Origin of the sequence: Parabacteroides sp. AF14-59, from assembly GCF_003479515.1 — a bacterium.
Lineage (GTDB): Bacteria > Bacteroidota > Bacteroidia > Bacteroidales > Tannerellaceae > Parabacteroides > Parabacteroides faecis.
This window is the reverse complement of the sequence record NZ_QUHH01000013.1, coordinates 94,678-117,007: the sequence shown is the minus strand read 5'-3', so window position 1 is coordinate 117,007 and position 22,330 is coordinate 94,678. Positions and strand designations below refer to the sequence as shown.

The 22,330-nt window shown below is 39.5% G+C and carries 16 protein-coding genes; 10 read left to right on the top strand and 6 right to left on the bottom strand.

Going from position 1 to position 22,330, the window contains the following annotated elements:
* Positions 1-2: 2 nt before the first annotated feature.
* From DWW23_RS15125 to DWW23_RS15110, 4 genes are all read left to right on the top strand, one after another.
* Positions 3-1,193 carry a DUF5000 domain-containing lipoprotein gene (locus tag DWW23_RS15125; protein ID WP_122354112.1) on the top strand — a complete coding sequence of 397 codons (1,191 nt, stop codon included), beginning with the start codon at positions 3-5 and terminating at the stop codon, positions 1,191-1,193.
* An 18-nt stretch (positions 1,194-1,211) separates the two neighbouring features.
* Entirely contained in the window at positions 1,212-2,369 is a 1,158-nt protein-coding gene (locus DWW23_RS15120; RefSeq protein ID WP_122354111.1) for a DUF4998 domain-containing protein, read from the top strand.
* 748 nt (positions 2,370-3,117) lie between these two features.
* Positions 3,118-3,579, top strand: a complete 462-nt coding sequence (locus DWW23_RS15115) for a 6-bladed beta-propeller (RefSeq protein ID WP_222941160.1) — start codon at positions 3,118-3,120, stop codon at positions 3,577-3,579.
* A gap of 303 nt (positions 3,580-3,882) precedes the next feature.
* Complete coding sequence (locus DWW23_RS15110; protein WP_147382617.1) at positions 3,883-4,269, top strand: hypothetical protein; 387 nt, start codon at positions 3,883-3,885, stop codon at positions 4,267-4,269.
* Between the two features lie 32 nt (positions 4,270-4,301).
* On the opposite strand, the gene DWW23_RS15105 is transcribed toward DWW23_RS15110, so the two are convergent.
* Together DWW23_RS15105 and DWW23_RS15100 are read right to left on the bottom strand one after the other, a co-directional pair.
* Positions 4,302-5,426, bottom strand: coding sequence for a DNA polymerase III subunit delta (locus DWW23_RS15105; RefSeq protein ID WP_122354108.1), 1,125 nt, complete (start codon positions 5,424-5,426; stop codon positions 4,302-4,304).
* A gap of 76 nt (positions 5,427-5,502) precedes the next feature.
* Positions 5,503-6,090, bottom strand: a complete 588-nt coding sequence (locus tag DWW23_RS15100; protein ID WP_122354107.1) for an RNA polymerase sigma-70 factor — start codon at positions 6,088-6,090, stop codon at positions 5,503-5,505.
* 108 nt (positions 6,091-6,198) lie between these two features.
* Between DWW23_RS15100 and DWW23_RS15095 the strand changes: the two genes are divergently transcribed.
* From DWW23_RS15095 to DWW23_RS15070, 6 genes are all read left to right on the top strand, one after another.
* The gene (locus DWW23_RS15095; RefSeq protein WP_122354106.1) at positions 6,199-7,200 is read left to right on the top strand and encodes a FecR family protein; all 1,002 of its coding nucleotides are present in this window, start codon (positions 6,199-6,201) and stop codon (positions 7,198-7,200) included.
* A 317-nt stretch (positions 7,201-7,517) separates the two neighbouring features.
* Entirely contained in the window at positions 7,518-10,757 is a 3,240-nt protein-coding gene (locus DWW23_RS15090) for a TonB-dependent receptor (protein ID WP_233564345.1), read from the top strand.
* Between the two features lie 16 nt (positions 10,758-10,773).
* On the top strand, positions 10,774-12,585 hold the full coding sequence (locus DWW23_RS15085; protein WP_122354104.1) for a RagB/SusD family nutrient uptake outer membrane protein: 1,812 nt from the start codon (positions 10,774-10,776) through the stop codon (positions 12,583-12,585).
* A gap of 70 nt (positions 12,586-12,655) precedes the next feature.
* Entirely contained in the window at positions 12,656-13,876 is a 1,221-nt protein-coding gene (locus DWW23_RS15080; RefSeq protein WP_122354103.1) for a glycoside hydrolase family 99-like domain-containing protein, read from the top strand.
* A 5-nt stretch (positions 13,877-13,881) separates the two neighbouring features.
* Positions 13,882-15,060, top strand: a complete 1,179-nt coding sequence (locus DWW23_RS15075) for a glycoside hydrolase family 99-like domain-containing protein (protein ID WP_122354102.1) — start codon at positions 13,882-13,884, stop codon at positions 15,058-15,060.
* 31 nt (positions 15,061-15,091) lie between these two features.
* Positions 15,092-16,258 (top strand): glycoside hydrolase family 99-like domain-containing protein, encoded by a 1,167-nt coding sequence (locus tag DWW23_RS15070; protein WP_122354101.1) that lies wholly within the window; start codon positions 15,092-15,094, stop codon positions 16,256-16,258.
* A 421-nt stretch (positions 16,259-16,679) separates the two neighbouring features.
* Here DWW23_RS15070 and thrC read toward each other — a convergent pair whose 3' ends face one another.
* From thrC to thrA, 4 genes are all read right to left on the bottom strand, one after another.
* Positions 16,680-17,993, bottom strand: coding sequence for a threonine synthase (thrC, locus tag DWW23_RS15065; protein WP_122354100.1), 1,314 nt, complete (start codon positions 17,991-17,993; stop codon positions 16,680-16,682).
* Positions 17,990-19,192 carry a cofactor-independent phosphoglycerate mutase gene (locus DWW23_RS15060; RefSeq protein WP_122354099.1) on the bottom strand — a complete coding sequence of 401 codons (1,203 nt, stop codon included), beginning with the start codon at positions 19,190-19,192 and terminating at the stop codon, positions 17,990-17,992. Before DWW23_RS15060 ends, thrC begins: the two co-directional genes overlap by 4 nt.
* Positions 19,193-19,247: 55 nt before the next feature.
* A complete protein-coding gene (locus tag DWW23_RS15055; RefSeq protein ID WP_122354098.1) occupies positions 19,248-19,598 on the bottom strand; it encodes a four helix bundle protein in 351 nt (116 codons plus the stop codon).
* Positions 19,599-19,708: 110 nt separating this feature from the next.
* Entirely contained in the window at positions 19,709-22,150 is a 2,442-nt protein-coding gene (thrA, locus tag DWW23_RS15050) for a bifunctional aspartate kinase/homoserine dehydrogenase I (RefSeq protein ID WP_122354097.1), read from the bottom strand.
* Positions 22,151-22,330 lie beyond the last annotated feature (180 nt).

The window sequence follows — 22,330 nt, the reverse complement described above, 5'->3', positions numbered from 1 at the left end:
ATATGAAAAATAAAATTATACTGTCTGTTATGACACTAGGTTTGATCACCTGGTCATGCAGTGAGGCCCCGGTAGGGCAACAACCTATAGATTCTATTGCTCCGGGGGCCGTATCGAATGTAAATGTGAAAAATATTCCCGGAGGGGCTATTCTTAGTTATACTTTGCCGGATGATGAAGATTTACTGTATGTAAAAGCTCTTTATGATCTGAAAGATGGTGTGGCTGAGGCTAAAAGTTCTCTTTATAACGATACGATCAAGGTGGTTGGTTTTGGTGATACGGAACCGCGTGAGGTTTCTCTTATTGCGGTGGATCGGAGCAGTAACGAATCTGTGCCTGTGAAAGTGACTGTCAATCCTGAAGAACCTCCTGTAATAACAATCGGTAAAACACTTGATTTGGTACAGGATTTTGGTGGTGTACAAGGAAAATGGACAAATACAAACCGGGATGAAGTGACTGTTCATATTGTGCGTGAAGATGAATACGGAGATTATCAACCTTTGGAAACATTTTATACGACGGTTGTAGAGGGTAGCGGAGCTACCCGTGGTTTGGATACTATTCCAATGAATTTCGGAATTTACGTAAAAGATCGTTGGGGAAATGTTAGTCAGACGCTTTATAAAGAATTGACGCCAATGTTCGAAACTTCATTCGACAGGAGTAAATGGGCCGATGCGAAATTGCCGAACGATATTGGTGAAACACAAGGTTGGGGAATGTCCCGTATATGGGATAATGTGTATGGTAAGGGGGATAATGGGTTCAGTTCTCCCGGTGGAACCGGAATCTGGCCTCAATCGATCACTATCGACATGGGGACGGTAGGTAAAATAAGCCGTCTGTTACTTTATCAACGTGGTGATGTCTATGTTTTTTCTGAAGGAAACCTAAAACAGTTTGAAGTTTATGGAACTAAAGATTATGATCCTACGGGTAATTGGGATAGCTGGACATTGTTAGGCTCTTTTGAATCTGTAAAGCCTTCAGGGCTTCCATTGGGGCAGCATAGTGCAGAAGATGATGATGTAGCCCTCACTTCCGGCGAGAATTTTATTATGCCGTTGGATGTTCCGGCTGTTCGATGGATTCGTATAAGGGTTCTTAGGACTTGGACTGGTGGTGATAATTTCCAGATTGGAGAATTGTTTGTGTTTGGAGATAACAGATCCGAATTATATCAATAACTATAAAAAGAACAGTTTATGAAATTCAATAAAGTATATTTTGCATTACTGATGCTGTTGGTGATCGCTGGCCAGTCATGTACGAAAATGAATGATCTTACTGACAGGTATCTTGACGAAGGGGAGATCGCTTACGCTGCAAAAGTGGATAGTGTGGGAGTTCAGGCCGGTGAGAACCGGATTCAATTGAACCTTCATATAAAAGCACAACGTATAGATAATGTACGTATCTACTGGAATAATTATGTAGACTCGGTCGATGTCGAGATAGGAGGGCGAACCGGAGTTTTTCCTGTTATGCTCGATGATATGCCGGAGAGCGGGTATCTGTTCCAGTTAGTCAGCTTCGATAAGTTCGGTAACCGTTCGTTGGAATATGAAGCTACCGGATCTTCTTATGGCGAGAACTATAAGAACGGACTTTCTAACCGAAGTTATACAACCGAATTTACCCGTTACGATATGAGAGGCGATTCGATGGTGATCTATTGGGGAGGAACAGTCAGAGGGGCTATCGGTATGGAGTTGCAATATACTGATATTTCCGACAAAACGGTCCGCATGGAGGTTCCGGCTGATGCCACTACTACAACCCTACATAAGTTAAAGGGAAATATAAGTTACAACTTACGCTTCTTACCGGAGGAGAATGCTATAGATACTTTCATGTCTACATCTAAGAGTATACCGGTTTATTATGAACGTCCGATAGACAAATCGAATTGGAAGATTGTCGGTTTCAGCTCAGCTTCAGCTTCCCCGGAATGGCCGGCAACGAATGCTATCGATGGTGATATTAATACTCCTTGGCATACGGAGCATAACCCGACGGCTCCTTTCCCTCATTATTTTATTGTAGATATGGGAGAAATGGTTGATATATCGAGTTTTGAAGTATATCGTCGTATGGATGATTCGGGTGGTGCTCAACCGACTCACCAGATATTCTATGCAGAATCATTGACTGATCCGTCAGACAGTAATGATGCGGGATGGAAGGATTATGGTGTTTACTCTTTAGATAATGTAGTCGATATCCCTCAATTTTCAAGGGCGGCTAATGTTGTTAAAGCACGCTATTTCATGTATTATGTCGCTTCGAATTCTCGTTCATCGTATGCTTATATTGGTGAAATAGGGGCTTATTCTCCGGCAGGTGATGGCTTGATTCATTAGGTATTATTCTTTTTTTTATTTACTAATCCGGTGATCAATAGTAATCAGAGTCACATTGATCACTGTTGACACCGGATTTACCATATGCTATTCTGTAATGTAATATATTATGAAGAATGTGAAATTGTTTATAAACATAATTGTTTCAATCCTATTGTTTACTTATTTACTAATTAGTAATATTGTGACAAATGGCAGGAATTGGTTATATGGGAGTGATAAATTTGTGGATTATATTTCTATGTTTCTAATTGTAATAGCAATATTTTTGACTGTTTATTATGGTAGAAGTATATATAATCTGTATAAAAATGGACAAAGATATCGAGCTCTATTATTATTTATCCTAACTGTTATGTTGTTAGTGTTTTTGGGATGGCCCTTTATGTTATAGTACTAAGTATTTATAAATTATTAGTTTATGGATGCACTATCATGAATGATATTATAAACTATTCAATGACTGAATTATCTACTGATTTGAATTGCTTAAATTAGAAAATTGTAATCGTGATTAGAATGTTATATATAATATTTTTATACGCTTGAAAAGTTATTGAACTATGAAAACATACTGTAATGTATAGAAAATAGAAGGTGTGTTCTATCTTAAGTTTATTGCAATGGATAAATAATATGTATAAAATTCTAGTGTGATGATATTGAATTAAGTATGAAGTTAATTAATCTATTTTTAATTTTGAGTTGCTTTTATTCTTGTACAACCAAGAATGTTAATACATATGAGATGTTGGAGTCTATTCATGTCATTGATTTTGATACTTTGAAAATGATCTCAAAATTTCATTTGTCTGAAGCAGTATATAGTTCATCTTTCATAATACCTGAACTAACTGATCAGTCTATGTTTTCGTTTGTAGATAAGCTCGAAGTTGCTGATAGCTTGATTTATATTTTGGATACTTACAAAGCAAAGGCAGTTTTTGTGTACGGTATGGATGGTCGTTTTTTAAGAAAAATAGGAAGTATAGGGCAAGGACCTGGAGAGTATTTGAATATTTCGGATTTTTCAATTGATAAAAAGGGAGGAAATATATGTCTTTTTGATTGTAATAAACAAAAGATTAATGTTTATGATATTCATACCGGAAAATATAAATATGCAAATTATATAAAGATTGAGTCAAATGTTGAATATATAGATTATATAGATAACAATCTGTATGTAAGTTCATATTATTATAAATAACCAGATCCTGATTTTTTACTTTTTAAGTTAGATCAAAAAGATTTCTTTATAGAGGAATCTTATTTTTCTGCAAAGAAATATAATAAAGGATCATATGCGGCTGATTATGGTGGAAGATCTGAGTTTTATAATACTCCAAATGGCGTTCGATTTATTAAAAACTTGTCAGATACGATTGTAACTGTAGATTCTAAAGGTATTTGGCCTTTTCTTACTTTGAGATCAAAAAATCTATTGACAGTGAATGATGTTAAAAGTAAAATGACTTTTTCACATGATTCGAGAGAACTAAATCAAGGTTTTATGATACAATCAGTATTTACTAATATGAACAAAATATACAATATAGATGAATATATTGAATTTGGAGATTATATTATTTTTTATATAACAATAGATAATGGTAAAAATGATGTTACTAGAATAGTCTATAATATGAAATCAAAGCAATCTAGGTTATTCAATTTTGTTTATGATGATGTGACCTTTAAAAAAATAGGATATCAACCTTCGATTAATTTTGTCTATGCTGATTCAACAGCAGTCTATGCATATTTCCATCAAGAGGAAATAGATAGGTTACTGTTTTGTATAAATGAAGGTTGCACAGAAGAATTTAAAACAAAAAATAAAATAAGTACTATCACCGAAAAATCCAATCCAATCCTTATACGTTATGAATATTTTTGAAAATGGACGCCAGATATGGTGGTAAGTTTTATTTACCGCTTTATCAAAACTGTCAATCGTAACGACAAGTCAAAGAAAACCATTTTAGCATTTACATTCTGTGTTATATGGCGTTCTGCTTTGGCCAGTTCTTCCATTATATCGAATACATTCCGTTCGTTGACGAAAGGGGCAAACTTGACGGCAAAACCAGCTTCGTCCATATTCATATAATTCAAATCCGGAGACTGAAAACGATACATAAAGTTTTCGCGTATCAAATGCTGGCAATATTGGAGGAAGTTCTTTTGCCGTTCCCGTCCGATACCGGCCAGAATATCTCCCATTGCTTTCATTCCTTTTACATTTCGTGCCCAGGAATTACGCATCATCGTTTTAAACTGTTCCAGATAGAAACTGTTCTCTTCGCTGAGGCTGATCGCTTCTACTGCCTTCAGATAATTGCCGTTGGCCAGATGGGCAACATGTTTGGCATCGTCGGCTGCCAAACCGAATTGCATCATCATAGCTGTTGTTATCGCTTCGGGATGGATGGAACGGACATTAATCCGTTGTGCCCGTGAGAGAATTGTTCCCAATACCTGATCGGGTATTTCCGAGACCATCAGGATAACTGTATTTAAAGGAGGTTCCTCGATAACTTTCAGAAGTTTGTTAGCACAGGTCGGATGTAGTTTTTCGGGTAACCAGACCAATAAGATACGGTAAGTCGCTTCATATATTTTCAGGTTCAGTTTACGGATAATCTCGTCGCTTTCCTTTGAATAGATGATAGCTTGTGAGTTACCGGCATCTATATAATCGAGCCAGCCGTCTATATTGAAATAGGGACGGTCTTTCAGGAACCCGCGCCACTCGGTCAGATAATCGTCGCACACTTCTTTTTTCTTTTCTTTCTTGGCAACGATAGGAAAGACAAAATGTAAATCCGGATGTGCCAGTTCATTGTATTTCAGGCAGGACGGACATGTCCCGCAGGCGTCAGTCTCTGTCCGGTGAGTACAATTCAGGTAACGGGCATATGCCAAAGCCAGAGGAAAAGCTCCTGCACCTCCCTGTTCTGTAAATAACTGGGCATGTGGAACAACACCTGTTTGTGCTGAATGGATAAGTTGTTTCTTTATTTCTTCCTGACCGATTATATTTTTGAAATACATGAATGCTCCTTTTGTATTGTTAGAACAAAGGTACGAATAATCGGGAAAAATAAGAATATATCGGTATGATATAGCTTCAGACCAAATGAATAAAGTATAGAAGAGGTAGATAATCCTTTAATTCTTTGCGTAAAATCTTTAGAGCCTGCTGGATCCGGTAGTCTATAGTTTTACTGGAAACTCCTGCCTGTTCAGCTATCTCCTTGTAGCTCATGTGCTGGAACCTGTGCATGACGAATGCCTGCCGGTAGCTGTCCGGTAGTTTGTTAATAGCTTTTTTGAGCAATTCTCTTAGTTCGGTAATCTGGTAGTAATCGGTGTCCTGTAACATTTCCTGCATTTGCTCAAAGAAAATGGTATCAGCTTTGTTTTTTGCCTGTAGACTGGCTATTTTATTGATGGCTCTATTATATATAATCTTGAACAGGTATTGGCTGAGTGACTTTTCTATAACCAGCTCTTTGCGGGATTCCCATAACCAGAACAGAACATCCTGAACGATCTCTTCTGAATCTTCTAAAGAAATAAACTTGTGGCAATAAGCACACAGCATTGGGTAATATTTCCGGAATAAGAAGGTATATGCTTCCCTGTCCGATTGACGTAAAGCTGACAAAAGAAGATTATCATTCTGGTATTGCTCTTTATATATACTCCCTTTCATATGTTTTTCTTATCTAAGAGCAAATATCATAATTTTTTTTTGAAAAAAGTCAATTTCTGTTTAGGAACTCATCTGATCTCACCTGTCATAATAATAAAAGGAGATTAAATGAGCGAGAATAATATAAATATTGTAGAGGAGTTACTTCCCCGCTATTGTGACGGAAATGTTTCAGCAGAGGAGAAAGAGAAAGTTGAAATCTGGATTCGTCAATCTGAAGAACATTATAAAATTGCTCAGCAGATACAACTGATATACCTGGCTTCGGATACTATTGCTATCATGGATCAGGTAAATACAGATAATGCTTTAGATAAAGTCGACGGGCGTATCCGAAGAAGTCAGCTGAAGACGTTGTTTATGTGGGGACAGAGGGTTGCTGCGATATTGTTCATTCCGTTGTTGGCAGTTTATCTGTTGGAAGTACTTATTCCTGAAAAGCGGGATATCCGTATGTTGGAAGTCCGGACAAATCCGGGAATGACAACCAGCCTGACATTACCGGACGGCACAAAGGTGAATCTAAATTCCGAGTCGTTGCTGGTATATCCGGAAACGTTCGATGGGGATTTCCGTTCGGTCCGGTTGGAAGGTGAGGCTTTCTTTGAAGTTGTAAAAAATCCGGAAAAACGGTTTGTTGTAACGACTCCTCACAATGCCAGGGTCGAAGTATTGGGAACTTCTTTTAATATGGAGGCTTTTAAGTGGGATTCTATTGTTTCGACCACATTGATCAGTGGTAAAGTCGCTTTTATTTCCAGGTCCGGACAGGTGAATATGAAGCCGGGGGAAAAGCTGGTTTATAATATACAAGCAGACCGGGCGAGCATATATCAGACAAATGGAGAAGCTGAAATATCCTGGAAGAATGGAATGATTATTTTCAGGAAAACCCCGTTTGAAGAGGCTTTACGTATGTTGACAAAAAGGTTTAATGTGGATTTTGTAGTGTCGAATAATAAATATGTAAAAGACTTTTATACCGGATCGTTTACCAATCATCGATTGGAACAGATATTAGACATATTCAATGCTTCTTCCGGAATTAAGTGGCGTTATATTCCGTCGGAAAATCAATTGGATAGGAAAAGTAAAGTAGAAATCTATTAAAAACAGAAGCGTATGGCAAACGGACCCCCTTGAAACAAAAACATTCGGATAAATATTGGCGTATTCATCCGAATGAAATGAACTAACTGAGAGAAACCTGTTTGGCGACAGGTTCGTTTCAAATCATTTTTTCCTTAAAAAAAGTACACAAAGTTATGCAAAAATTATCTATTACCCAATTTCTATGGGTGACAAAGTCACTCGGGTTAACCTTAAAAAAGATTCCATTGGTTATGAAACTGTTTTTTGTCTTTTTGATAAGTTCAATTAGCTTACTACATGCCTCTGGTAGCTATGCACAAACTGCCCGGATTAGTTTGGATACTAAAAATCAAACAGTGCAGGAAGTCTTGGAACAGATAGAAGCTAAAAGTAATTTTTCTTTCTTTTATAACAATCGTCATGTCGATTTGAATCGTAAAGTATCGGTATCTGTCGATGATGCTGATATATTTAAAATACTGGATACCGTTTTTTCCGGGACCAATGTCGGTTATTCAGTTGTGGAAAATCGAATTGTGTTGTCTGTAAAATCGTCAAATCCTATTATATCCCAAAAAGGGAAGAAGATTACAGGGACGGTGGTCGATGCTGCGGGTATCCCTATTATCGGAGCAAATGTAATGGTCAAAGGAACGACCAATGGTGCTGTAACGGATATAGACGGACATTTTTCTTTAAATGTAGAAAAGGGAGACTTACTGGAGATCTCTTATATCGGCTATCTTTCATCTGAAATAAAGATTGGTAATGAACAGTCGTTGGCTGTTACATTAAAAGAAGATACCAAAACATTGGATGAAGTGGTAGTTGTCGGATATGGTACACAGAAAAAAGGAAACTTGACAGGATCTATCGCAACGGTTAAAAGCGAAGAAATGACCGTTGCTCCGGTTTCCAGTACTATAAATAGTTTAGGTGGTAGATTACCCGGATTAGTCTCTCAGCAGGCAAGCGGACAACCTGGGGCGGACCAGGCAACTATAAAAGTGCGTGGATTTGCGGATAATGCTATTTGGATCGTGGACGGAATAGAAACTGATTTTAATCGGGTCGATCCGAATCAGATCGAGTCTATCAGTATATTGAAAGATGGTTCCGCTTCAATTTATGGAGCTCGTGCCGGTAATGGTGTTATTTTGGTAACCACAAAGAGAGGTGTTGTCCAAAAGCCGACCATTGCTATTAATTCATCCATTACTTTTCAAGGCATTACTACTATGCCTAAACCTGTATCTTCGGGTGATTATGCTACTTTGAAACGGGAAGAGTGGCTTCAGTCAGGTAAACCGGAATCGACTGCTCCCTATACGGAAGAACAGATACAGAAGTTCTATGACGGTACGGATCCGCAGTATGTAAATACAGATTGGTATAACGAATTGATCAGAAACTGGTCTCCGTTGAACCAGCATAATATATCGGTACGCGGAGGTAGTGAGAAGATTAAATATTATGGTTTTTTGGGCTATTTAGGCCAGGAATCTATTTGGAAAAATAATGGTGGAGATTATAAGCGTTATAATTTACAGTCGAATATCGATGCCAACATCACAGATCAGCTATCGTTGCAGTTGGACTTGTCTTTCATAAAGTCTGATAATATGACGACAGTTCGTGGCCAGTCCGCAGGGGAAAATACGGTTTGGCAGGATTTTTGGAATACGTTGCCTATTTATCCGGCTCATTTGCCAGATCCGACGAGAATCTCTTATGCTGATGGAAAGGGAACAGGGGGTGCACATGTTACATCCAATACTGATTTATCCGGATATACCAAAGATGAAAAGCTTACTTTAACCGGTACAATCGCTTTAAAATATAATATTAAATGGGTAAAGGGACTCTCTGCTAAATTCTTTGTTAATTATTATGACGATATTAAATTCCAGAAGAGATTTAACAGACCATCTTCCTTTTATAGATATGATGTGGCGAGTGATACATATATCAGTGCAGGAGGATTGGGAAATTCGGCCCAATTATCACAACGGGATGATCGGAGTAAGATGCTGACTAGGCAGTTCTCTGTTAATTATGATAATACGTTGGCGGAAGATCATACTTTGTCTGTTTTGGCTCTGTATGAAGCGATTGATTATTCGGGAAACTGGATGTCAGCAAGTAGAGAAGATATGCTGACTCCTTCCATTGAGGAATTATTTGTCGGTAATACTGAAACAATGAAAAATGACGGAGCCTCATCGGAGATGGGACGTAAGAGTTTTGTCGGAAGATTTAATTATTCCTATAAGAATAAATATTTGTTGGAAACAACATTAAGAGCGGATGCCTCGGCTAAGTTTGCTCCCGGACACAGATGGGGCTTTTTCCCGAGTGCTTCATTAGGATGGAGAATCACAGAGGAATCCTTTATGGAAAATGCTAAATCTGTATTGGATGACTTAAAGGTTAGGGCAAGTTACGGACGTTCAGGTAATGATGCTGTGGGTAACTTCCAGTATCTATCCGGTTATAAGCTGAATGGATATTATCTGTTGGGAGATAAAAGTATGTCCGGTATTGTGACAACAGGCTTGGCTAATCCTATTTTGTCCTGGGAAAAATTTGAAATATGGAATGTCGGTCTGAATTATTCATTCCTGAATCAGTTGATTTATGGAGAAGGGGATGTTTTCTACCGGAAGAGATCTGGTATCCCGGCTAAACGCTCTATGAGTTTGTCTCCTACATTTGGTGCTAGTTTTCCTGATGAGAATCTTAATAGTATGACAGATAGAGGTTTTGAATTTATTGTCGGTAGTTCAAAAAACTTTAAAGATTTCAGCTATAACATCAGCGGTAATATTTCGTGGTCCAGAGCAAAATGGGATCATTATGAAGAGCAGATGTATACAGATCCTGACCAGAAAAGGATAAATCAGAAGTCCGGACAATGGATAGACAGACAATTTGGATACGTATCGGACGGATTGTTTACTTCTCAGGAAGAAATTGATAATTTGGGTTTTGATCAGGATAATAAGCAAAATGCATCTTTACGGCCGGGAGATATTCGCTATGTAGATGTAAACGGCGATAAAGTGTTGGACTGGAAAGACCAGGTTGAGATAGGTAAAGGAACGATGCCTCATTGGATGTATGGACTGAATGTCGATCTGAAATATAAAGATTTTGATTTTGCGGCTCTTTTCCAGGGTGCTTTCGGATATAACAGCAATATCACATTATGGCATAATACATTAACATTCCCACAGGAGCTGTATGATCTTCGTTGGTGTGAACAAAATAATGTATCTGATGCTCTTTATCCTCGTTTAGGTGGTGCTGCTACCAATGGTTATACATCTGATTATTTTTATAAAAAAGCAGGTTATTTACGTCTGAAATCGTTGGCTATCGGATATAATTTGCCCAAAGAGCTTTGTACGAAATTATTTATAAAGCAATGCAGAGTCTATTTTGCAGGTACCAATTTGTTGACATTCGATAAGTTAAGAAAATATCATATTGACCCGGAGGCCCCTTCCGGACAAGGCGGATATTATTATCCTCAACAAAAAACTCTTTCTGTAGGTGTTAATTTGTCATTCTAATAAAAAGTCTAATCGTATGAAAAAAATATTTTTGTCATTAATGATAATCGCTTCATCTTTTGTTTCCTGTTCAGATGTTCTGGACAAAACTCCATTAGATATCATCTCTGATGAAGCTGTATGGAATGATGAAGCTTTGATTGAAGCTTATTTAGTTCAATGTTACTATCACATGTCTTATTTTGGAAATGAAAGTGGTGGTGCAGGTTGGCAAGGTGATGGCTATTTCCCTGCATTCGTTGTGAACCATGTTTCTGATGAATGTTTGTCTCAATGGAGAGATTGGGGAGAAGCTATGACCGGATATAATTATAAGTTTGGCGGACTAAAAATTGATGGTGGTTTGTTGGACTGGTGGGGATATGATCCTATCCGTAAAATCAATGAATTTATAGAAAAAGTCCCGGAATCTCCGTTAAATCAGGATCTTAAAGGTACTCGAGTTGCAGAAGCTCGTTTTTTGAGAGCTTTTTCTTATTTTGCCATGGCAAAACGTTATGGTGGTGTTCCCTTGATTTTGAAAGCGCAGCAGTTGACTGATCCGGAGGAAGAATTATATCCTAAACGGGATACGGAAGAAGCCGTCTATAATTTTATTATATCTGAAACAAGTGAAATAGCTAATGAGTTGCCGGAAGAGGCCGGAAGCGGAAACCTGGGACGTGCAACGAAATATGCTGCTTTGGCTTTGAAGTCGCGGGCAGCTTTATACGCTGCAAGTATTGCACAGTTCGGTAAGGTGCAATTGGATGGAGTAGTGGGAATCCCTGCAGAAAAGGCAAAGGATTTTTATCAGATATCTTATGATGCTTCCAAGGAGATCATAAATAGCGGAAAATTTGCTTTATATGATCTGGATGCGGATAAAGTAACAAACTTTAAAAATATATTTTTAGTTAAAAATAATAGTGAGGTTATCTTTGCAAAAAGACACGATAGTTCAAACGGTTTGATAACAGGTGGAAATGGATGGGCTGTTGATTTCTTTCAGTGTCCTCGTCCCCAGGGTTGGAACAGAGGTAACCTGGACGGTCCTTATCTGGAGTTGGTGGAAGATTTTGAGTATGTGGATGGTACTCCCGGAAAACTGAACCGTTCAGAAGTGGAGAATGGCCTGTGGACTATGGATAAGTTGTGGGGGAAAAAGGATCCTCGTTTCTTTGCAACGATATATACACAGGAAACTCCGTGGAAAGGTAGCTTTGTGGATTACCATAATGGCTTGCTTTTACCGGATGGGACGATTATGACGAAGGATTCTTACAAGGGAGTGTTATGTACAGGCGATCAGGATCTGGAAGGTACTTGTTTTGGTGTAATGAAATATTTGGATGAATCTCATGATAACATGGCAGGAACAGAGTCTGCATGGGCTACTTCTTCCCAGGATTTCTTATTATTCCGTTATGCGGAAACCTTACTGAATTTAGCGGAAGCTGCTTATGAATTAGGTAAGAATGGTGAAGCTTTGGATGCTATCAATCAGATACGGGAACGTGCCGGAATTGCCTCGCTGAAAGAGATCAGCCAGGATAAGATACGTCATGAAAGAAAAGTCGAACTGGCATTTGAAGGACACCGGTATTGGGATGTCAGACGTTGGAGAACTGCAACCACTGAATTATCAAGAAGTTTTTCTGGTCTTCGATATATATTAGACTATTCTAGTTATACAGATGATGAGAAAAAATATAAACTGGAAATTCTGGATAATATCGACGGAAGTGTTTCTACACCGTTGTTCAAAGAGGAAAATTATTATTTGCCTATAACTTTGAGCAGAACGTCTAGCAATCCTAATATGGTGGAAAATCCAGGATATAAATAAATATTAATAAAAACGGTCAGTTTCAGTTAATGGATCTGGACTGATCGTTTTTGTGAAAGAAAAATAAGATATGAATCTAAAAGTAATTATTTGTTTGATTATGCTGGCTTTTACTGCAACGGGTATGAGTCAGGCGAAAGATGTAAGTGATGAAATTACAGTAGCGTGCTATTATTTCCCTAATTATCATACACGTGATACTACCGATTTGCGTATTAGCCGTCAGCATTTTGAAAACTGGTCGGAATGGGAGTTGGTAAAGCATGCTAAACCTCGCTTTGATGGTCATTATCAGCCTAAAGTACCAGCATGGGGATATACTGACGAAAAAGACCCCAAAGTGATGGAGCAGAAAATACAGGCTGCATCGACGCATGGTATCGATGTGTTTATTTTCGATTGGTATACCTATGAGGGGAAACCTTTTTTAAACCGTTGTCTGGATGAAGGTTTTCTTCACGCATCGAATACTGATTCCATTAAATTTGCTCTTATGTGGGCAAACCACGACTGGATGGAATTATATCCTTATACTGCTGGTGATAAACATGATTATTTATATGACGGAAAGGTTACCTCTGAAATGTTCGATCGTATTGGTAATAATTTGATCGAGCAATATTTTACTAAGTCAAATTATTGGTTGATAGATGGGAAGGCTTATTTCTCTATTTATGATATTCAAAATTTTATTAATAGTTTCGGTTCTTTGGAAGCTACGATAAAAGAAATGAAAAAATTAGATCGGAAAGCTATTGATGCCGGATTGAAGGGGATACATTGGAATTTGGTAGCTTGGAGTACAGCAATTTTGCCCGGTCAGGATGCTCCGCTGAACAATAGAGAATTATTAGAAAAGTTGAAGTTCGATTCTGCGACTTCTTATGTCTGGATTCATCATGTCGGATTGCCGCAGGTTGAAACCGATTTTAATTATGTCAGGAATAAATACCTGGAACATTGGGATAATGCCGTGAAGGATTATGGAGTCCCTTATTATCCGAATGTAACTATGGGATGGGATCCAAGTCCGAGAACGAATCAGGAGAAGGAGTGGAGTGGTAGTAATTACGGCTATCCTTATACGAACACGATGTCGAATAATACTCCGGCAAATTTCAAAAAAGCTTTACAAATGACCCGGGATAGATTATTGGCAGACCCTGATGGCCCGCGTATTTTAAATATCAATTGTTGGAATGAATGGACGGAAGGTAGTTATCTGGAACCTGATACGAAAAACGGAATGTCCTATCTGGAAGCTGTAAAAAGTGTTTTTAATAAAGAATAGAAAATATGAAAAATCGATTGTGTTTATTATTTGTGTTTTTGTGTTGCTCGATCCTTTTGTTTGGACAAGGAAAGAAGCAGAAGTATGATATAGCAGCATTTCTCTATCCGGCGTATGCTTCTGACGATCCGCGTTTACGTCCGTTCTGGCCGATGGGAATAGGTGAGTGGGAGACTGTTATGACAATGCAAAAGAGAAATCCCGGACATTATTGGGACCGCAAACCTCTGTGGGGATATATTAATGAAGCAGATCCTTCGGTTATGTCGATGGAGATAGAACAGGCAACAAAGCATGGTGTAAATGTTTTTATTTTTGACTGGTATTGGTTTGACGGCCGTCCGTTTATGGAGACAACTTTGGATAATGGTTTCCTCAAAGCTGATAATGTGGATAAAATGCAGTTCTACCTGATGTGGGCGAACCATGATGTGGTGAATGTCTGGGATACCCGCCTGGCCAGAGTCAAAGAAGATAATGTGATCTGGACCGGCAAAGTGGACCGTCAGGAGTTTGAAAAGATCTGTAAACGTAATATCGAGAAATATTTCAAACATCCTCAATATTATAAGATAGACGGAAAACCTGTTTTTATGATTTATGATATACCACAGTTAATAGCAGGTTTGGGAGGAGTCGAAGAAACAGCAGATGCTTTGGAATGGTTTAAGAAAGAAACGAAAAAGGCTGGGTTTCCCGGACTTGAGTTGCAGATAACGATGTGGTCCATTAATATGAACTATAGTGGGTTCGATGCTGGAAAAACAACGAATCCGGAGAATTCATTCGTAAAGAAATTAGGATTCACTAGCGCAACTCATTATCAGTTTGCTCATTTTACGAATGTAAATGAAGATTATAATGTAATTATGGATGCGGTTGAAAAAGAATGGGAACGCATTGATTCTTCTTATGACTTTACTTATTATCCTCATATAAGTGTGGGATGGGATAATAGTCCCCGTACAGGTGTAAGTGCAGTTGTGAAGAATAATACACCCGAAAATTTTGAAAAAGCACTTCGTCGTGCTAAAGCTTTTGCCGACCGGCATCCGAAGCAGAAACCGCTGATAACGATAAATAGTTGGAATGAATGGACGGAGACTAGTTACCTGATGCCTTGTAATGTATTTGGGTATGGTTATTTGGACGCAGTAAAGAGCGTGTTTGTGGATGAAAAATAGAGAATAGTTATTTTAATTGAGGTTATAATTTATGAGATATTATCTATTGAGTGCGTTATTCTTGTTGAGTTCTTACGTGTTTTCTCAGCAGAATAAGCAAAAGTATGATATTGCAGCTTATATCTGGCCGGCTTATCAGGATGATCCGCGCTTTAAAGAGATGGGTGTTTTCCCGGATGGAAAGGGAGAATGGGAAGCTATCTATAAGGCAAAACCGAAATTTGAAGGGCATCGGCAACCCAGGGTTCCTTTGTGGGGATATTTGGATGAGGCGGATCCGAAAGTTCAGGAGAAAGTTATCGATACAGCACTTGAATATGGAGTTAACACATTTATATTTGACTGGTATTGGTATGATGACAAACCTTTTTTGGAGAGGGTCTTGAATGATGGTTTCCTGAAAGCCGGGAATAATGAAAAAATGAATTTCTATTTAATGTGGGCTAATCATACACATACTACTTATCTGGATCCTAAGGAACCGGATAAAAGTAAAGTGTTTTGGAAAGGAGAAGTGGATTTTGATATTTTCGATCGTTTTACGGATCATATTATCAAGGACTATTTTATGAAGCCTAATTATTATAGAATAGATGGAAAGCCGGTGTTTGCTATTTATGAACTGGGTACATTCATTAATGGTTTGGGTGGCATGGAAGAGGCAAAGAAAGCATTAGACCATTTTAGAGAGAAATGTAAGAAAGCAGGCTTGCCAGGTGTTCATTTGCAGGCTATTTTGTGGGGTGCCCTTCCGGCAACATTATCGGCTGTTCCGGGAGATAAGTCGGAGACTCAGGAGAATACAGTCAAATATTTAGGTTTTAATAGTTTGACCAATTATCAATGGTGCCATTTTGTCCCGGCTAATCAGGATTATGCCTCCTGGGGAGAAAAAGCTGTTTCCAAATATAAAGAATTCAGTGAAAATTTTTCTATCCCTTATTTTCCGCATGTCTCTATCGACTGGGATAATAATCCTCGTTTCCCCGGTGGTCCACAGCCTGCTGTATCAGGAGTTACGCCTCAAAAATTCGAGAAATTCCTTTACAAAGCCAAAGAGTTTGTGGATAAACATCCGGATCAGACTCCTTTAGTAACGATCAATGCCTGGAATGAATGGGGAGAAGGAAGTTACCTGGAACCGGATACAGAATATAAATATGGCTTTTTAGAAGCTATAAAAAAGGTTTTCAAATAAAATAATGCAATTCAGGCCAAATGGACATTTAGGGAAATGTTTGTTTGGTCTGAATTGTATTTACTTCTACTTATAGTGAAGATCAATGTATCGGTTGTATTTTTTCAAAGATACATTTTGCGATATAGAATAACAGTAAAAAAGGATATACTGCAACATCCATGGCAATGAATAATACGTATTTCATTTCAGTCTTATTTAAATTTTATATGTAAGACAGAAATCTGTCAAAAACCCCTATCGGTATAAGACATTATTTCTTACTTTTCTTTAAGATGCTCAGAAAGATAAAAAAGCTGCATCCTGCATTCTATTGGATGTAATTATTTATGAATTAGTCTTTGTGGAGGGAAATTTTTTAGGATGGGTGAAATGTCCCTCCCGGTAATAACCCAAAGGGACATTTTACTTTTATATTCTGTTATTGGGCCATCAGGTAAGATTTGAATGTTTCAAAATCTTTACTGAGCTCAATACTTTGTTTTGTGCCCTGCATGAAAGCCTTCAACTTAGCCGGGATTTCTATATCTGTTTCCAGAATACGGTCGACGGTTCCTTTAAACTTAGCCGGATGGGCTGTCTCAAGGAAAATACCGGTCTCGTCTGCATCAAGTCCGTTCTGTATCAAAGCCTGGAAACCACAAGCTCCATGCGGGTCGAGCAGATATCCGTCATTTTTATATACATATCTGATCGTATGTTCGATCTCTTCATCGGTAAAGCGGTATCCGTTGATGCGCTGGCATATTTCTTTATGTTTATCGTTATAGATATCGAACAAATCCATGATACGGGCAAAGTTACTCGGATCGCCGACATCCATGGCGTTTGCTATGGTTGCAACAGAAGGACGTGGAGTGTAAACACCTGTTTTCAGATATTCGAGGAATACATCGTTGCGATTATTGGCGGCGATAAAGCGCTTAACAGGCAATCCCATCCAGTTGGCGAAAAGACCGGCAGTGATATTTCCAAAGTTACCGCTGGGGACAGATATCACCAGATTATCCGCTTTACCTATTTTATCTAATTGTGCATATGCATTGAAATAGTAAAACGATTGCGGCAGGAAACGAGCTACATTGATCGAATTGGCAGAGGTCAGTTTCATGTGACGGTTCAATTCATCATCCATAAAAGCTGATTTTACCAATGCCTGGCAATCATCGAAAGTACCGTCTATTTCCAGGGCTGTGATGTTTTGTCCGAGTGTTGTGAACTGGCATTCCTGAATCGGGCTTACTTTTCCTTTCGGATAAAGTACATACACATGGATACCCGGCACGCCTAAAAATCCGTTGGCTACGGCACTTCCGGTATCTCCTGAAGTGGCAACCAGTACATTGACCTGCTTCAAGCCTTCTTTCTTAATGAAATATCCCAGCAAACGTGCCATAAAACGGCCGCCAACATCTTTGAATGCAAGTGTCGGACCGTGAAAAAGCTCAAGGCTATAAATGTTTTCACTGACGTTTACTACCGGTGTTTCAAATGACAACGTATCTTTTACGATTTCGTTTAATGTCTCCGTTTCAATATCTTCACCGAAGAAAGCTTGTGCTACTGTACAGGCTATTTCGTGGAAAGACTGATTCTTCATATTCTTGATTGTCGCTTCATCCAGACGGACAATACGCTCGGGCATATATAACCCTTTGTCTCCTGCAAGGCCTTTTACAACGGCTTCTTCGAGAGTAGCCAGGGGAGCTTGTTTGTTTGTGCTGTAATATTTCATAATAATTCTCTTATAAATTCATCTTTTTCTAGTACGCCATATTTTCCGTTCAGTACACTGAACTCATCGAAGCGGGTGACTGCATCCGGTTCCTGTCCGGGTTTATAGATCAGAAAAGGAACGGGGGTGTTGGTATGGGTACGGATGGAACAAGGGGTCGGGTGATCGGGGAGTACGGCGATAGCTACCGGTTCATCCCATTTTTGTAGTTCTTCGTAGATGATACGGATCGCCCGTTTATCCAGATATTCGATTGTTTTTATTTTCAGTTCTACATCTCCTTCGTGACCGGCTTCATCGCTTGCTTCCACGTGGAGGTAAACAAAATCGTTTGTTTTCAATGCTTCAAGGGCAGCATATGCTTTCCCTTCATAGTTTGTATCGTATAGACCGGTTGCGCCTTCCACGTTGATGACTTCCAGACCGGCGTAGACTCCGATACCCCGTATTAAATCGACTGCCGAAATAACAGAACCTTTCCCGAAGCCGTACATTTCCTGCATGGTCTGCATAGCAGGACGATAACCGGGAGACCAGGGCCAAATGCTGTTTGCGGGATCTTTTCCCGCCGCTATACGTTTTAGGTTGACCGGATGATCTTTCAATAGTTCCTGCGACTTCAGGATCAGGTCATTCAATAGGTCGGCTGTCTCTTTTGCTTCCGGTGCTTCCGGTTTGATCATCAGCGGACGGAAGGGGTGTAGAGGAACATCATGGGGCGGGGTACAATCCAGCCGTTTATCGCCGTTCTTGATGACCAGCAGATGGCGGTATGAAACACCGGTATAGAATTTAACTTTGTCGCAACCAAGTTTTTCGTTGAGGTATTGGATTAGCTCGTCGGCTTCTTCGGTAGAGATATGTTCGGCAGAATGATTCTTCAGGATCTCTCCCTCAACACAAATAAGGTTACAGCGCATAGCCATCTCTCCAGGTTGCAAGGTGACGCCAATGCTTGCTGCTTCCAATACGCCGCGTCCTTCATATACTTTAGGCAGGTCGTATCCCAATACGGCCATATTGGCAACTTCGCTTCCCGGATGGAATCCGTCGGCAACGGTTTTCATTTGTCCGGTGACTCCCAAGGCTGCTAGTTTGTCCATATAGGGAGTGTCTGCATATTGCATAGGGGTTTTGCCTCCTAATGCCTCGATTGGCTCATCTGCCATTCCGTCTCCTAAAATAATAATACTTTTCATCTTTATCAGTTGACAGTTGACAAGTGACAGTTGATAGTTTGGGGAACTGTCTAAGTCAACTATTTAGTTTACTTGTTTTTACAATGCTGATCGTTAATCTTATTAATTCTCTGCAATCATTGACGATTGAAGTATATTCTGAATAAGTAAGATATTGAGTATCTTTAAGAAGCATAATCCAGTATTCGCTTTCATTGGCTTCTTTTAAAGCTATATTTACTTTATTAATAAAATCGGCACGTGACTGAGCATGTTCGCTTTCCTTCAATAAAGCTCCAATAGATGTACCACTACGTAAAAGTTGTTTTGATAAAACAAACTCTTTCCGTCCACACAACACTTTATAAAGCTTAACAATACGTATGGCAAATTTATAAGCCTTCTCTCTCGTAATACTTTTTTCCATAATTAATAATGTTTTGGTTGTTTATTATTATTTTAACTGAAGACACCTAACAAGTGACAATAACCATCTCGATCTGTCAACTGTCACTTGTCAACTGTCACCTTCAATTGCTAACGTATGTTGGCAATTGATATGATATCGGCGAAAACACCTGCCGCCGTTACATCGGCTCCGGCTCCATAACCTTTTATTATCATAGGATACTCGTGGTATCTTTCGGTAGAGATCATAATGATGTTGTTGCTGCCTTCCAGTTCGTAGAACGGATGGTGGCTATCCACTTCCTGCAAACCGATTTCACAGGCACCTTTCTCCATCTTGGCAACAAAACGGAAACGTTTACCTTCGGCTTCCAGTTGCTGGCGTTTGCTTTCAAATCCGGCATCCAGTTCCTTTACTTTGCACCAGAAGTCGTCAAGCGAACCTTCAAAGTATTTGTCCGGAACAAACAGATTGCGTTTTACATCTTCCTGTTCAACCTTATAACCGGCTTCGCGTGCCAGGATTACCAGTTTACGCAATACATCCTTGCCACTCAGGTCGATACGGGGATCAGGTTCTGAATAACCTTCTTCTTTTGCCATCAGGATCGCTTTGCTGAAAGGTATATCTGCACTGAGTGTATTGAATATATAATTTAATGTACCCGAAAGAACTGCTTCCAGCTTCAGGATATGGTCACCGCTGTTTCTCAGGTCGTTCATCGTATTGATGATAGGAAGTCCGGCTCCTACGTTTGTCTCAAACAGGAATTTGATACCGCGGTGACGGGCTGTTTCTTTCAGCTTGATATAATTGCTGTAGGAAGAAGAAGCTGCGATCTTATTGGCTGCCACAACCGAAACGTTATTATAGAGTAATGTTTCATACAGGTCGGATACTGCCGGGGTTGCCGTACAATCCACAAATACGGAATTAAAGATGTTCATCTTCAGTATCTCGTCTTTCAGGTGTTCGGGAGAACTTTCTTCTCCGTTCTTCTTCAGTTCGTCGATACAGTTTTCCAGGTTCAGACCTTCACGTAGGAAAAGAGCGCGTTTACTGTTGGCGATCCCTACCACATTCAGCTTCAGACCGTTTTGTTCCATCAGTTTAGGTTGCTGAATGCGTATCTGTTCCAGTAGATTACCTCCCACTGTTCCTACTCCTGCAATAAACAGGTTCAATACCTTATATTGTGACAGAAAAAAGGAATCGTGGATAGAGTTCAATGCCTTGCGCAGGTATTTGAGCTTGATGACGAAAGAAATATTTGTTTCGGAAGCGCCTTGTGCACAAGCGATCACGCTGATACCTGCACTACCCAGTGTACCGAACAGTCTGCCTGCAATACCCGGTGTGCGTTTCATATTTTCTCCGACGATGGCGACTGTCGCCAGATCTTTCTCGGCAACCGTATCGTTCATGTCTCCCTGGGCACGTTCAAGGGCAAACTCTTCGTTCAGGACTTCTACTGCCAGGTCTGCATCGGCATTACGGACAGCGAAGGTTGTATTGTTTTCAGAACTTGCCTGTGATACCATAAATACACTGATACCGTTTTTAGCCAGTGTTTTAAAGATACGGTAGTTGACGCCGATCACACCGACCATACCTAAACCTTGTACGGTGATCAGGCAAGTATCATTGATAGAAGAAATACCTTTGATGATGGCTTTTCCTTCTTCCTTTACTTTTTCCTTGGAGATATAAGTACCCGGTGCTTCCGGATTAAATGTATTCAGGATGCGGATAGGAATATTTTTATGATAAACCGGGTAGATCGTCGGCGGATAGATCACTTTGGCTCCGAAGTTACACAACTCCATAGCTTCGGTAAATGTCAACCGGTCGATAACGTATGCAGAACTGATCACACGTGGGTCGGCTGTCATAAAGCCGTCCACATCCGTCCAGATTTCCAGAACGGAAGCATCGAGGGCTGTAGCCAGGATAGATGCGGTATAGTCGGAACCTCCGCGTCCCAGGTTCGTTACTTCTCCGTTTTCTGTGCTCGAAGAGATAAAACCGGGAACGAGCGATACTTTCGGCAGCGGATTGAATGTCTCTTTGATCAGTTGGTTGGTTTTCTCGAAATCTACAGTATGCTTATTGAACTGTTTGATTGTCTTGATGAATTTCCGGGAGTCGAATAATTTGGCATCTTCAATCACATTGGATACGATCAAAGAAGAGATACGTTCCCCATAGCTGACGATCGTATCGGATGTCTTGACCGACAGATCATTGATCAGGTACACACCTTTGAAGATATTTCCCAGTTCGTCCAGCAGACTCATCACTTTTTTCTGTACCTCGATACGTTGCATCTTGTCCGGGATAACTCCCTGGATCACGTCCAGGTGGCGTGTTATGATTTCGGAGAATTCTCTCTCGTATCCTACATCGCCTTTGGCTGCCATGGCAGATGTTGCCAGCAGTTTGTCGGTAATGCCGCCCAAAGCAGATACGACAACGATTACAGGCTCTTCAATGGCCTCTACTATCTTCTTAACACTCAGAATACTATTCACGGAACCTACGGACGTTCCGCCGAATTTCAATACTTTCATCTTTTTATAGTTGACAGTTGACAATTGACAGTTGACAATTGCCCGAAAAGGACTTTTGTAACATGTAAAAGTCAACTTGAATTATTAATATGGATAACTTGATAAAGTGAAAAAAGGATAATTGACCATTAGTGACATTTATCTGTCAACTGTCACTTGTCAACTGTCCACTGATGCGTA

Excerpts from the sequence above, each read along its gene's own strand:
- DWW23_RS15125 (WP_122354112.1), top strand. The coding sequence starts at position 3 with ATGAAAAATAAAATTATACTGTCTGTTATGACACTAGGTTTGATCACC.
- DWW23_RS15120 (WP_122354111.1), top strand. The coding sequence starts at position 1,212 with ATGAAATTCAATAAAGTATATTTTGCATTACTGATGCTGTTGGTGATC.
- DWW23_RS15115 (WP_222941160.1), top strand. The coding sequence starts at position 3,118 with ATGTTGGAGTCTATTCATGTCATTGATTTTGATACTTTGAAAATGATC.
- DWW23_RS15110 (WP_147382617.1), top strand. The coding sequence starts at position 3,883 with ATGATACAATCAGTATTTACTAATATGAACAAAATATACAATATAGAT.
- DWW23_RS15105 (WP_122354108.1), bottom strand. The coding sequence starts at position 5,426 with ATGTATTTCAAAAATATAATCGGTCAGGAAGAAATAAAGAAACAACTT.
- DWW23_RS15100 (WP_122354107.1), bottom strand. The coding sequence starts at position 6,090 with ATGAAAGGGAGTATATATAAAGAGCAATACCAGAATGATAATCTTCTT.
- DWW23_RS15095 (WP_122354106.1), top strand. The coding sequence starts at position 6,199 with ATGAGCGAGAATAATATAAATATTGTAGAGGAGTTACTTCCCCGCTAT.
- DWW23_RS15085 (WP_122354104.1), top strand. The coding sequence starts at position 10,774 with ATGAAAAAAATATTTTTGTCATTAATGATAATCGCTTCATCTTTTGTT.
- DWW23_RS15080 (WP_122354103.1), top strand. The coding sequence starts at position 12,656 with ATGAATCTAAAAGTAATTATTTGTTTGATTATGCTGGCTTTTACTGCA.
- DWW23_RS15075 (WP_122354102.1), top strand. The coding sequence starts at position 13,882 with ATGAAAAATCGATTGTGTTTATTATTTGTGTTTTTGTGTTGCTCGATC.
- DWW23_RS15070 (WP_122354101.1), top strand. The coding sequence starts at position 15,092 with ATGAGATATTATCTATTGAGTGCGTTATTCTTGTTGAGTTCTTACGTG.
- thrC (WP_122354100.1), bottom strand. The coding sequence starts at position 17,993 with ATGAAATATTACAGCACAAACAAACAAGCTCCCCTGGCTACTCTCGAA.
- DWW23_RS15060 (WP_122354099.1), bottom strand. The coding sequence starts at position 19,192 with ATGAAAAGTATTATTATTTTAGGAGACGGAATGGCAGATGAGCCAATC.
- DWW23_RS15055 (WP_122354098.1), bottom strand. The coding sequence starts at position 19,598 with ATGGAAAAAAGTATTACGAGAGAGAAGGCTTATAAATTTGCCATACGT.
- thrA (WP_122354097.1), bottom strand. The coding sequence starts at position 22,150 with ATGAAAGTATTGAAATTCGGCGGAACGTCCGTAGGTTCCGTGAATAGT.